This is a genomic window from Paenibacillus anseongensis, assembly GCF_009757995.1.
GTDB classification, from domain to species: Bacteria; Bacillota; Bacilli; order Paenibacillales; family NBRC-103111; genus Paenibacillus_E; species Paenibacillus_E chondroitinus.
Map to the genome: position 1 here is coordinate 264140 of NZ_WSEM01000006.1, position 13887 is coordinate 278026.

General features: G+C 45.8%; 10 protein-coding genes. 2 read left to right on the forward strand and 8 right to left on the reverse strand.

The window, feature by feature from the left end:
• Window positions 1-176: 176 nt before the first annotated feature.
• Window positions 177-1022, forward strand: a complete 846-nt coding sequence (locus GON05_RS06875) for an aldo/keto reductase (RefSeq protein ID WP_157318427.1) — start codon at window positions 177-179, stop codon at window positions 1020-1022.
• Between the two features lie 90 nt (window positions 1023-1112).
• Here GON05_RS06875 and GON05_RS06880 read toward each other — a convergent pair whose 3' ends face one another.
• Window positions 1113-1481 carry a DUF4180 domain-containing protein gene (locus GON05_RS06880; protein ID WP_127453987.1) on the reverse strand — a complete coding sequence of 123 codons (369 nt, stop codon included), beginning with the start codon at window positions 1479-1481 and terminating at the stop codon, window positions 1113-1115.
• An 18-nt stretch (window positions 1482-1499) separates the two neighbouring features.
• Window positions 1500-2516, reverse strand: coding sequence for an SDR family oxidoreductase (locus GON05_RS06885; RefSeq protein ID WP_157318428.1), 1017 nt, complete (start codon window positions 2514-2516; stop codon window positions 1500-1502).
• 338 nt (window positions 2517-2854) lie between these two features.
• On the opposite strand from GON05_RS06885, the gene GON05_RS06890 reads away from it, so the two are divergent.
• Window positions 2855-5926, forward strand: a complete 3072-nt coding sequence (locus tag GON05_RS06890) for a chondroitinase family polysaccharide lyase (RefSeq protein WP_157318429.1) — start codon at window positions 2855-2857, stop codon at window positions 5924-5926.
• Window positions 5927-6004: 78 nt separating this feature from the next.
• Here GON05_RS06890 and GON05_RS06895 read toward each other — a convergent pair whose 3' ends face one another.
• From GON05_RS06895 to GON05_RS06920, 6 genes are all read right to left on the reverse strand, one after another.
• Window positions 6005-7174, reverse strand: a complete 1170-nt coding sequence (locus GON05_RS06895) for a Ger(x)C family spore germination protein (protein WP_157318430.1) — start codon at window positions 7172-7174, stop codon at window positions 6005-6007.
• Window positions 7171-8268 carry a GerAB/ArcD/ProY family transporter gene (locus GON05_RS06900; RefSeq protein ID WP_157318431.1) on the reverse strand — a complete coding sequence of 366 codons (1098 nt, stop codon included), beginning with the start codon at window positions 8266-8268 and terminating at the stop codon, window positions 7171-7173. The genes GON05_RS06895 and GON05_RS06900 overlap by 4 nt, the downstream gene beginning before the upstream one ends.
• 26 nt (window positions 8269-8294) lie before the next feature.
• The gene (locus GON05_RS06905) at window positions 8295-9761 is read right to left on the reverse strand and encodes a spore germination protein (RefSeq protein WP_157318432.1); all 1467 of its coding nucleotides are present in this window, start codon (window positions 9759-9761) and stop codon (window positions 8295-8297) included.
• Between the two features lie 125 nt (window positions 9762-9886).
• Window positions 9887-12316 (reverse strand): EAL domain-containing protein, encoded by a 2430-nt coding sequence (locus tag GON05_RS06910; protein WP_309492193.1) that lies wholly within the window; start codon window positions 12314-12316, stop codon window positions 9887-9889.
• A gap of 142 nt (window positions 12317-12458) precedes the next feature.
• Window positions 12459-13145, reverse strand: a complete 687-nt coding sequence (locus GON05_RS06915) for a DUF4956 domain-containing protein (RefSeq protein WP_157318434.1) — start codon at window positions 13143-13145, stop codon at window positions 12459-12461.
• The gene (locus GON05_RS06920) at window positions 13142-13879 is read right to left on the reverse strand and encodes a polyphosphate polymerase domain-containing protein (RefSeq protein WP_157318435.1); all 738 of its coding nucleotides are present in this window, start codon (window positions 13877-13879) and stop codon (window positions 13142-13144) included. Before GON05_RS06920 ends, GON05_RS06915 begins: the two co-directional genes overlap by 4 nt.
• Between the last annotated feature and the right edge of the window lie 8 nt (window positions 13880-13887).

A 13887-nucleotide genomic window follows, 5' to 3' on the forward strand; every position in this document is an offset into this window, starting at 1 on the left:
CGCCAATAGTCACAGAAGAGTAACTATCGTACTAAAAAGTACGTACTTTTCATCTCCTCATGAAACGTTCATAATAGCAATTGCCAACAGGTGACATCCTACTGATGGTGAGGATTTATGATGCGATGACGGCCGGTTGGCCAACATATAAACAGTTACATGAGGAGGAATTACGCATGACGATCAACCATTTACAATCCACAACAACCCTGTTGAACGGCGTTCAAATGCCATGGTTCGGGTTAGGTGTTTTCAAAGTAGAAGAAGGTTCAGAGGTAGTAAGCTCCGTCAAAGCAGCCATTCGTAATGGCTACCGCAGTATTGATACAGCCGCCATCTATGGGAATGAGGCCGGTGTTGGACAAGCTATTTCCGAGGCACTTGCGGAAACAGGACTCGCTAGAGAGGATCTGTTCGTAACCTCCAAGGTGTGGAACGCAGATCTTGGTTATGAATCGACAATTGCCGCCTACGAAGCCAGCTTATCCAAGCTGGGTCTGGAATATCTTGACCTGTACCTCATTCACTGGCCGGTCAAAGGGAAATATAAAGAAGCTTGGCGTGCTTTGGAAACTCTGTACAAAGAAGGCCGCGTGAAAGCAATCGGTGTCAGCAACTTCCAAATTCATCATCTCGAAGATGTGATGAAAGACGCGGAAATCGTGCCAATGGTGAACCAAGTTGAACTTCACCCGCTTCTGTCACAGCAAGAGCTGCTCACCTTCTCCAAAGCGAATAACATTCAGCTAGAAGCTTGGTCTCCGCTCATGCAGGGTCAGCTATTCGATCACCCGGTTCTCAATGACATCGCCGCTAGCCACAGCAAATCGGTTGCTCAAGTCATTCTCCGCTGGGATTTGCAGCGCGGCATTGTGACAATTCCGAAGTCGATCAAAGAGCAGCGCATCATCGATAACGCCAACGTTTTTGACTTCGCGTTAACAGATGCAGAGATGGCTCGTATCGATGCCTTGAACGAAAATCGACGTGTCGGACCCGATCCGGACAACTTTGATTTTTAATCCGCTTTTAAGCAGCAAAAAGCACCGATCCTTCCAATGTGGAGGAACGGTGCTTTTTTTCGTTTAACGTGCATTAGGAACGAAATAACCTTAATCGGCATTATGCAGAGCGTCCAGCGCTGCCTCTTTGTCTTTGAGGAAGAAAACCGAGTTTCCTTGATTGCTCTCATAGATAAAATCCTTCAGACTTTTACTGTTATACACGTCAAAATCGCCAACAATCGCAAATTTAACCTTGTAGTTCGTAAATTTCTGCAAAATCTCACCGGCAAGGCGGGTCTTCAGCTCGAAAAAGTCCTCCGATATGTTGGATTTGTCCATCAAAATTTTGTGGGCCTCTTCCAGATATTGAACAGAAGCCATCAAATCCAAAGCTTCCTGTACATTGCTAATGAGGATGTCATCGCTCTGCACAATAGCGACTTTGGAGTTATTCCTGATATCAACCGTGATTTTCATTCGTATTCTCCTTCAAATCTATTCCCGAATTGCCTGTACAGCTGCTTCTAAAGCGCGAATCACCTTATCGCACCATTGATCGAATTCCTGATCTTCTCTTTGCAACTCGGGTTTAGCTAAAATATGAGCAACTGTCGCTTTAATCCCCTGATCAAAACGAGTCGTCGCAACGAACTCCGGAACAAGCCGTTTCAGTTTCGCATTGTCGAAAACAACGGAATTCGCCTTATCTCCGAGTAATCCGCCTCTGTAATTCTCCGTGCTGCACGCATCCAGGAATTCGGACGAAACATGAACCGCCTGCAGTTTGACTCCTAGCGCATCAGCAATGGCTTCATAGATTTGATTCCAAGTCAGTGTCTCATCCGAAGTGATATGTACGGACTCCCCAATAGCATGTATATTGCCCATTAGTCCAATAAAACCTTTAGCAAAGTCACTATTATGCGTCATTGTCCACAGCGAAGTACCGTCTCCATGAATGATCACGGGCTTGTTCTCCAGCATACGTTTGGCAACCTGCCAGCTGCCTTTACTGCCATGCACGCCAAGCGGTATGGAGCGTTCATCATAAGTGTGGCTCGGTCTTACGATTGTAATAGGGAAACCATGGTCGCGATACATCTTGAGCAAGTAATCCTCACAAGCAATCTTGTTCCTCGAGTACTCCCAATACGGGTTCGATAAAGGCGTCCCTTCCGTAATTCTATAGTCAGACAGCGGTGTTTGGTAAGCAGACGCTGAACTTATGAACATAAATTGTTTGGTTTTACCTTGAAATAAGCGATAATCTCTTTCCAGCTGAGTCGGCTCGAACGCGATGAAATCCGCAACAACATCGAACTCCAAGTGTTCAATTAGACTAGCCACATGCTCTTCATCCCGAATATCCGCAGTGAGCAAGTTAGCCCCCGCTGGTAACGATTCATTTCTTGTGCCTCTATTCAGCAGATAAAGCTCGCATCCACTGTCCAGCAGCTGTTTGGTAATTGCTGAACTAATTGTTCCTGTTCCTCCAATAAATAGCGCTTTCATGTTCCACCTCCGGCGTTCTTAGACAATCATCTATTTATTTCGCCATAAGGACTCAGAAACCTCCTATGCTGACCGCTCTCAAATGAAACCTAGTACAAAGGGCACCCCATGGGTGTCTTTTGTACTGCTGTCATTTATTAGCATATAGATCCATTTTTAGTTCCAAATATGCATTTTTATATTTTTTTGTAATTTTCATAATGTTTAGTCAATACCCGTCCGATATTCAAGATAAGTTTGGAGGTGATAATGACGAGTACTTACCAACGGGGGACTATAGGCACGAATTCTCGAGCCATATAGAACACTGTCATAAAAAAATTTAAGGAGGAACTAGTATGAGATCAACATGGCAAAAAAGAAGAAAACACATCGTGCGGCTTCTGGCCGCGGCGCTGCTTCTGGCGTCCAGCGTAGGGGCTTATCCAAGCGCCACGCATGCAGCCGACGATTATTCCCACACAGAGTCGTTCGAGGGCGCTGCGCTGCCTTCCACCTGGAGCGTGGAGAATGGCGGCTCGGTTGAAGTATCAACAGAGCATTACAAGCACGGGGGCAGCTCCTTGCACTGGTCATGGTCGAATGGCTCCAAACTGCGCGACACACAGCCGGCAGATCTAACCGCAGCGAACGTCAAGCATGGCGGCATGAAGTTATGGATTTATAATGAAAATCCAGTCCATGATCAAGTGACTTTCAACTTCGGCAAAACGACAGAAATCAACAATGGCATCCATCATTTTTCATTCAAAGTGAATCTGAATTTCAAAGGATGGCGGGCCGTCTGGGTCAAATTTAGAGAAGAGGGTAAAAATCCTGCCTATACGCAAAACATGAACGAACCGCTCGAGGCAATGCAAATCGTACCTCCTGCCTCCGTACCATCAGGGAGCCTTTATTTCGATAACTTGGAATTTTGGCCTTTCATGGTAACGGCAAGATCCGCAGATGATCAAATGCCCAAGACTGGCCTGAATGTTGGCCAAAGCTCATGGGATAATGTCTACTACTACAGTCAACAACAACCTACGCTCCCGCTGCCAGCGACTATCACTCCGCAGGAAATTAATGCCTTTGATACGATCTCAAGCCGATATGAGAAGTGGATTTATGGAGATGCCCTGCAGTACGCACAGTTAACCGGGCCGCTCAAAATGAGATATGATGCCCTCCAAAGCTTCATTCGAGCGGGGCTTGCTGCTTACAACGCGCTGCATATCGTCAGACACCCTGATGGTACAATGACCGGAGAAGCGCTTTATGCAAACGCAGACCCGCATTCGCTTAAATTCGGCGATGATGTCAGCCAAACCGTGCTGCTGCCGCTCGTTTTCGATTACAAAATCAACGGCAATCTGTTAAGCAAGCAAAAAGTGATCGATGTACTCGATTATATGAACGACCAAGGATGGGCGAACGGAAGTGCCATCGGCACTCAGGATCATGAAGCAAACAGGCACAGCGGGTACTTTCATGCCGTCTATCTTATGCGCAATGAGCTAGAGGCGGCAGGTATTTTCGAACGGGAGCTCAACACCATATTCTGGTACACGAATTTCGGTAAAACATTCGATAATTCCGTTTACGAAGAGACAACGGCAGATGAAATCCGAACAAAATTCATGTATGACTTACTTTACGTGCTTGGTATGGATAATACCCCTAAAAAAGCTCAGTACATGAAAGGCCTCGTCGGCCTGTACGAACAAGCGCTGCAAATCGCACCTGGTTTCGCCGATACGATTAAGCCTGACGGCACCCTTTTCCATCATCGCGGCGTCTATATGAATGCCTATGGGGATCATGCGATGCAGACGGCTTCATTGATTGCCTACCTCCTGAGCGGTACTCCTTATGCCCTGTCCGATGGTGCAAAGAGTAACATCAAAAAAGCCTTGCTTACGCTAGAGCTGACCTCCAATACCTACACCATGCCCGTTGGGGCAACCGGACGTTTCCCCAATACGACCAGCCCGCTGACAAGTTTGCTGGCATATTCCTATCTCGCCATGGCCAATACCCCCATCGATACGGAACTTGCTTCCACCTTCACAAGACTTTGGAATCCGCAATCCAAGTTGCTGCAGGGCCTGTTCAAACAAGCCGACTCGTACGGTGTTGAGTATATGGATACGCTTGGCGGCTTGCAGCTTGCAGACAAATTGTCGAAGGCGGGGGTTCCGCCGAAAGCCAATCCACAAGGATACCGGGTCATGCCCTATGGTGCAATGGCTGTTAATCGAGTAAATGACTTGCTGATCGGAATAAAAGGCTGGAGCAAATATGCTTGGAACTTCGAATCTGCCAGCAATCAAAATGTGTATGGCGCATATCAGAATTACGGCAATATGCAGATCGTGAAGAACGGACTGACTTCCGGAATCGTCGAAAGCGGAATTCATCTTGACGCTGGATGGGATTGGAGCCGCTGGCCTGGCACAACAGTCAAGCACTTGTCTCTGGCTGAGTTAGCACAAAAAGCTGATCAGATGAGGCTTTTCACAGATAGCACCTTCGTAGGCGGTGTGTCCTCTCAAAATAAATATGGCGTTTTCGCTATGAAACTGCATGATACCGTCTTTGACTCCAGTTTCCGAGCCAACAAATCTGTCTTCTTTTTTGGCGATAAAATGATTAGCTTAGGCTCCGATATTCAAAACACAGATTCCCTCCACAATACGGAAACTACCCTATTTCAATCGTATATGCCAAACAGTGCGATGCCATTCTGGTATAATTCCACCACCTCGGTTACTCATGCCACTTATACGAGTACAATTACAAGTCCAACCCCGGCTTGGATCGTAGACCCTTATGGGAACGGATATGTGCTGCCGAATGCGGCTGGAACTGTCATTATGCGTGGTACGCAAAACTCTAGAAACAGCGCTGGCACGAAAGATACGTCCGGCAGCTACACCACGGCCTATATCAATCACGGTTCTGCTCCAGCATCGGCAGGTTACGAATATGCCATTAAAGTAGGGGCAGGAGCACAGGGGACGGCCGCGTTCGCGAACAACACGCAATACACGGTTTTGCAAAAAAATAGCGACGCCCATATTGTCAAAAACACAGAGCCTGGGAAGGAAGTTACCGGCTATGCCATCTTTAACAGCCATGTGCCGGTCAATCAAGGCCTGATTCAAAGCAGCAGCATCCCCATCATGGCGATGGTCCAGTCATTAAGTTCCGACAATATTGTGCTAAGCGTTGCGGATCCTGATCTGCGTCTTACCGGTTTGTTAACGCCGAGTGCGATGTCAAAGGCCACGGTTATATTAAAAGGGGCGTGGCACCTGAAAAATGCAAGCAGCGAGGCGCGGGTAGTTAGCGCAAGTCCTGGGACAACGACTGTAGAGCTTGATGCAGTAAACGGGAAATCAATAGATATCGAATTGATTAAATAAACGGCAAGAGTCTGCGCAAAGCCGTTAAGAACGTATTGGCTTTGCGCAGACTTTTCAAATTCCTACCCTATGGTTGTCTTAGTTTTTGGGAACCTTGGGAACCTTCCTTCCTTTCGATCCAAACTCCCTAATGTGCACTTTTGCCTCTACCTCTACGTTTGAACGGCTGAACGCTTCGTCCCAGTCATCCTTTACTTTCTTCCATTCCTTGTAGTTCTTGATCCTGAATTGTTCACCAAAGCCAGCAACATCCACTTTATAGGTGTCTTTAATTTTGGCAATAGCCTGTTCTGCAATCCGTTTGACCTCATCTGCTATCAGCGCATCCGCTTTTTTAATAAAATCCTCTTTAAATGCATCGTTTACCGTCCAGTCTTCTCCAAGTCGGCCTTCGGATTCAATGGAAACTAGAAAGGAAATCTGTTCCCCTTCCACCTTCGGTTTAATTTTGGTGTTTATTTCATTAACTTCATAGACCAACTCTTTCTTTGTTTTCTTATCAACTACCGTTAAGATCCCTCCTCTACCTCCATTTCCGGTTCCCAACACCCAATTGATTCCCGACACTTCCTCTTTATCTAACCAACCGACTAACCGCGTCTTTTTTCCTGAAACAATAGCTGCTCCATGCATCTCGGATTCGTTCGTAAGATCAATTTCCTGAACGAGGAAACTTTGGCCACTAGACAGATTGACGGACATCTCCCCCAAGGTCACCTGACGAGGGATTTCTAGCGTTTTGTAATGATTTCGCGATTTATAAAAAATATTAAAAGCCGGAATCTCTTTGTTTTCCGTCTTTTTTTCGAGCGCTGTTCTCGCAAGTCCTTTGGAAAAATACACACGAACGGTTCGTCTCATCTCATGATCTCTTTGAAAAAAGTTAATTAAGTCCATCAACTGAGAGGCAGACGTAATCTTATCGCTTAAAATGATGACCTTCAAATGCGTATAATACGGGGACCGATCTGTTCGAGATGACGTTCTTCGAATGATTTCAAATATATTGGAGCCCTCATCCGTAAGGTTAAAATAGCCTTTCACGATCCCCTCCTTCGTTCCGATGGTCGTATTGACGAATTGTTGCGTCATTTTTATCCGATGGTCGGCTGAATCTTCCCCTTGATCGAGTCCGATTCCGGCGACCATGCCGATCTGTTCGATTTCCCGTTTATCCCAACACCCTGGGAGTACAAGCAGCAACAGCATGGAGAGAAGTAAGACATTCCGTTTTGCACAAGTTTTCACGGGGTTTGTCTCCTTTTTCTAAGTGAAGCAATGAGCAGCAATAAGATCGGCATGACGCCTGCCGTGACTAACGATATATTGCCAATAAGTTCTCCGAGTTTTATACTGCCGTTCAAATCGCTTGGATAAATGCCAATGATATAAATAACAACCAACAAACCGATGTGTACGTAGTTGATATTGATGCGAAACAGTTTGCTTATTCCAAGACTTGCGATGTAATGGGAAATGATATACGTAGTAAAAATTTCAACTAGCCAGACACCGATAAAAATGACCTCAAAATTTTCTAAAAAGAACCCTGCCATTTCCACGTTTTTAATGAGTTCCAAAGTCGGCCAGGTTAACGTGCTGGATTCTGAGACGCCTAATACATCAATAACAATAACTGAATTTATCGTGTACAGGACAATGATCAGAGCAACGCCGATGATGGCGGAACGCACCATTTTTTGGGGCTTATCCACGAAAGCGGAGAACACCATAATACATTCAAAGCCTGAATAAGAAAGTGCTGTCGAAAGAAGGCCGTTAAAAACAGGGCGCATCCCTTCGCTCAGAACCGGGCGTAATTTATCGACGTCAAAGTCTTGGACGCTGAGCAGCATAACAAACAAAATGCTTATATAGGTAACCGGCAATAAAAATTCCATAAGTCGAGCAATAGGATTTATTTGTCCCAGAAGCAAATAACCGGCAACAAACAGAAAAGTGATCATTGTCACTTCAATCGGCGTTTGATCTAATAGAAATTGCCTGATCACCTCGGCTTGCATGCGTACCTCGAAGGCAGCCATCAAAATGTAGTAAACGCAGAACACCAGGCTGAAAGCAATCCCTATTGCTTTGCCGACAATCTGCTGATTGTATTCAAAAAATGTCTTTCCGGGAAACCGTTGGCTTACCTTCGCACAGATAACGGCTAGCGCCACAGAGATGAAACCCGCTATGATGATGCTGATCCATACATCCGGGGTACCGATCTTCTCCGAAGTAGCCCTTGGCAGCGTGAGGATGGACAGTCCGAGAATCATGGACGTGTTTAAAACAGTTAATTGCGATATCGATATCTGATCGCTTCGCACAATCTTCATGTGTCCATCCCCCTTCCTTCGTTGCGTTAATTCGCACGCTTCTTGTCCTTGGGATCAATCAAATTCGGACGCTCTTTGATCCACTTCAAGGGATATTTAATGATCGAATCCTTCCAGTTTGAAGGGTGATAATGCACGAACACGCCGGCATAGTTGGTTCCAAAACTTTTTAACTTCATGATATGAGACAGCAGAAGCAGCGTAACCATGATAATGCCGTATAAGCCCAACATTGAGGCTGCAAACATCATGAAGAATCTTAGCATCCGCATGGCGATTCCTGCCGAATAAATGGGGATTGTATAGGAAGATATGGCCGTGACAGCTACAACAATGACCATGATCGGGCTCACAATACCCGCCTGTACCGCGGATTGCCCAATGACAAGACCGCCGACCATACCGATGGCCTGTCCAATTGGCCTGGGCAAACGAATAGCGGCTTCGCGTAGGATTTCAATGGTTATTTCCATCATCATAGCTTCTACAAAGGTAGGGAAAGGAACACCCTCTCTGCTGGAGGTGATAGATATAGCCAGCTTGGTGGGAATTAGACCTTGATGAAAGGAAATAAAGGCAATATACAAGGATGGCAGATATAGAGAAACGAAGGCTAGGATATACCTCATCATGCGGATTAAGCTTGAATACATCCAGCGTTCGTTATTGTCTTCCGGCGAGTAAAGCATCATGGGAAATGTCACCGGCACAATAAGCACAAAGGGTGTACCGTCCAAGAGGATCGCCACTTTGCCCTCCATCAAGGCATTGACCACTCGATCCGGCCGTTCTGTGTTCATAACTTGAGGGAATGGAGAAAAGGTATTATCTTCAATAAACTGTTCAATAAACCCCGAATCCCCGGCATCGTCGATATCGATGGTCTCAATTCGGCGGCAAACTTCCTCCACAATCTGATCGTTTGCAATATCCTTAATGAAAGCTATAACCAGCTCTCTCTCGGTACGCTTGCCAACGTGATATTGGAGCATCGTGAAGGTGGGATCCTTGATCCGCTGCCGGATGAGCGAAATATTCGTTGAGATGTTCTCAACAAATCCTTCACGCGAGCCCCGCACCACGGATTCCGACTTCGGTTCTTCAATGCTTCTTCCTTCTAGATGCGCCGTGCTGAGAATGATATAGCTGCTAATTTGGTCAACTATGAGTACGGTATTTCCTGATAAAATATTGCGAATACATACCGCCACAGAGTCGTCTTCAACCAATTCAGTAAGTACAATCGTGGTGTCTATCACTCTTTCTTTGAATCGATCCGAATCCGCATCTTCGTCGGCCGCTTTCATCTGCATGAGCGGTTGCAGCACGCTTTTATTAATGACCTCCGCATTTCCAAGTGTAGCAATATAGATAATGGCTGCTTTCCGCCCCGTACTTCCAAGTGCAATTTCGCGTAAAACGACATCATGATTGTGCCCGATTACATCCATAATCGATTTAACACTAGCTGAAAGGGACTCACTCACCATCATTTTCGGTCCCCACCTTCCAACGTAATTTGTCAGATCTTCATGGTATTATTTGTTTGGCAAGAATTACTTATACGCAAAAACCCGACCAGCTCATCTGAGCTAATCGGGCTTCTAACTTAGCATCTTTATGATCCACTTGCTCGCATCGGCGCGAAGAAAGCTTCCTCTACATCTTGAGCAGGCAACGGCTTGCTGTAATAATAACCCTGAATCTTTTTGCAGTCATTATCCATAAGAATATCCAACTGTTCCTTCGTTTCAATGCCTTCCGCAATAACGTCCATATTCAAATGCTGCGCCATCGAAATAATCGTGGCCACAATCGCTTTATCATTGTTGTTCTCCGTAATATCGCGGATAAACGAACGGTCAATTTTGAGCTTGTGGATCGGCAGAAGCTTCAGATAACTCAAGGAACTATATCCCGTTCCGAAGTCGTCCAGGCTGATTCGAATGCCCGATTCCGTCAATTCATTGAGAATACTTCTGGAAACCGTCGCATCCATCATCATGCTTTCCGTAATTTCCAGCTCCAAATATTGCGGCTCAAGTCCCGTATCCTCAAGGATTTCCTTAATGTACATCGCCAAATTGGTCTGGTGGAACTGCTGGGAGGATAAATTGACGGAAACAGGAATCAGCGGCCCGCCGCCGCGATGCCATTCTTTCATTTGCCGGCAGGCTTCTCTCAGCACCCATGTGCCCATTTCATAAATAATGCCTGTTTCTTCGGCTATAGGAATGAACACGCCTGGAGAAATCGTGCCCTTCGTCGGGTGATTCCAACGAACGAGCGCTTCGACGCCAATCATCTGGCCGTCCCCGGCTCGAATTTGCGGCTGGTAATTCAAGAACAGCTGTTTGCGCGCAATCGCCTGACGCAATTCAACTTCCAGCTCAATTTTCTCCTGCAGCTGCGCGTTTAGTTCGCCCGTATAGAACTGATATCCGTTCTTGCCGTTTTTCTTCACTTCGTACATTGCAGTGTCCGCATTTTTGAGCAGCTGCACAGCATCTGCACCGTCGTTCGGATATACGGCAATACCAATACTAGCTGTGACGTAGAAGTCATTTTCTTTAAGTCGATACGGCACACCAATCGCTCTGATGATTTGTTCAGCAAAATCGGCAACTTCTTCCCTCTCGTAACGGCTGTCACAGAGCAATGTGAACTCGTCACCGCCCATACGCGCCAAGGTCACATTCATGCCCTCCATGCACCGACGGATACGTTCACACATCTCCTGCAAAAATTGGTCCCCATATGTATGTCCAAGCGAATCATTAATTAATTTAAAGCGATCCAGGTCCATTACCATAACGGCGAACTGCTTAGCTTCGCTATCAATCATTTGGCCCAGCACTTCATTGAACATTCGCCTGTTGGGCATTCCCGTCAGCTCATCATGAAAGGCGAGGTGTTGGATTTTCTCTTTGGACTGCTTTTCTTCTGTAATGTCTTTGGCAATGATGTAGCTGCCGACTACTTCCCCATCGAGGATAACCGGTGCGTTAATCACACTGAGTTCAACACGATGCCCTTGCTCGTGGATAATCGCAGTCTGGTACGTCTGCATCTCGCCGCCGCGCGACTTTACAAACATCTCCCTCGTACGCTCCTGATCTTCCTGTACAATGAAGGGTAGAATATTGTCGATCGTTTGATTGCGGAACCATTCACCGGTTAACCCTGTTAGCTGCGTGACCGCCGAATTGAACCCAATAATGCGATACTGCATATTAATTGAAATGATGCCATCCTGATTATTTTCAAATAAGGACCTATACCATTTCTCATGTTCCTCAATTTCGTTATCTTTGCGTGACAATCGATTTGATATGAATATGCCAAAAAGCGACAAACCTAACGTGAACAATGTACCGCCTGCAATCGTATAAGCCAAAAGCTTCTGATCCAGAAACATACCCTTTGTTTCGTCTAGCGCATCTAGCATTTGAAATTGTGCTGCATACATACCCGTATAGTGCATGCCTACCACGGCAGCTCCCATAATTAAGCCGCTGCCTAGCTTCTTCCACATTCTACTTGGCTCTGTGCCCTTGCGGAAATAGAATGCTAACCATAAAGCCGCGATAGACGCCACAATAGCAATGATAATCGATAGTACGAAATAAAAAGGCTTATAGGAAATATGAATTTCCATTGCCGCCATCCCGATGTAATGCATGGCCGAGATGCCCGTTGCTAGCAGCAGCCCTCCTGCAAGTAATAATCGCCAAGATAATTGACTGCGGCCAACCACATACAAAGCCAGGAAGGAAGCCGCGATAACAACAACGACGGAAAGTATGACTTTGACTAAGTTATAGGCAACTGAAATGTTCAGCGAAAATGCAAGCATCCCGACAAAATGCATAGACCATACGCCGAGCCCCATTGCGATCGCTCCGAAAAGGAGCCATAACCAGCGAAACATCCCTTTGGACGTGCTGATTCTTCCTACTAAATCGAGGACAGTATAGGATGCCACGACAGCAACCACATAGGAAAATGCAACTAAAACCATATCGTATGTACCATGCAAATGATGCACTGCTAGACCTCATTTCAACTATAAAATATTGGCAATCATTTATAATATATATATTACCTGATTTGTCGAAAGATATATAGCTTCCTAACATGTAAAAAAGAGCTAACTGATTAACAGTTAACCCTTTCGACACAGATGGTTGTTAATACTGCGCTGCTTCCGTTGGATTCATCGTCAACGTAATATCCAAGTTCCCGTTCCTGCATCTAATGGCATCCAGGAAGTCTTTTTGATTGGTGAGATGGTCGATTGTGACCATATACACCAACTCGTACAAGCTGCCGAGCTCCGTCGTTTTCACTTTTCTCAGCTCATAAGCAATGCCGAATTTGTTGAAAATCTCATCAAATGCTTCCTCGTACCCCAGATTCTCCGGGATCGTAACCTTCAACAATCTTTGGGAGGATTTCTTAGCTCCAAATTTAATAGTTTTCAAGAAGAACATCAGTAAGCAGAGCGCAACGGTGAATAGCACTGCGTAACCGAAGGATCCAACCCCACAAGCTAATCCCGCCGCCATCGTAAATAAGACAAACGCAATATCCTTCGGATCGCCGGGAGCGCTTCTGAACCGAATGATGGAGAATGCGCCGGCAAGACTAAAAGCTCTGGCAATATTGCTGCCGATTAGCAGAATAATGACGGCTATGATCGCCGGAAGCACAATCATCGTCAACGTGAAGCTTTGATTGTACATCGGCTGTGTTTTCATATAAGTGAAGCTGATAATTGCGCCTAGTGCGAAAGAAATTAGAATCGTTAGCAGCGCATGGACGAACGTTAAATTATCCGAACTGACCTGCATCGAAGTCAAAATAGTATCTATCATCTCTCCACGACCTCCCCTGCGAATCTTCTGTTTCGCATTTTTTTGTATTCATTGCCGTATTTCGAGAAACTCGTCCGGAACATCTCATGTTTCGACAGCATTTTCGACAGCCAGACAGGTATCGTTTTCTCGGCCTTCACTTCCATTAACCATTGCCCGCCGCTGATCAGCGATTCCCCATAATCGCCATCCTCCAGCTTGAGATCATACCGCCTGGACCGAATATTCGTATCAAACGTAATTCGCAGGTCCCGATTATTTTTGCAAAACATGGCGATCCGGTCATAAGCCAGATACACCTTAGGCTGCAACTCGTAACGCTGGAGGAAATAGTCGATTTCATGAATAACCTGCTGATTCATATATGGTTTGAGCTCCGGCACTTCCCCTGTGCGGACAAACTCATAAGCCTCGTTCAGCTTGAGCGCAGTCCGTCGCTTGTTCACTAAGCCGAATACTTTCTTTTTAAGCTCCAGGTACACTTTGCCGTCTTTTTCAGGAATGCCGTAAGCTCTTATTCGCAGCTTCTCCCTGTATTTCGGCTTCGCCAAGCTGTTCCGGATTAAAGAATCATGTTCCGTATCGTAATACATGTTGCTTATCGAGTAGAATTTATCATTCTTGTTGTATTCATCAAGCTCCATATAAGCCAGCAGTTCGTTATACAACGTGGAAAATGATTTGGTATCCATGAGATATTTATTTTCATATCGGTTAAAAACTTCTATGGCCATTAGGCTGC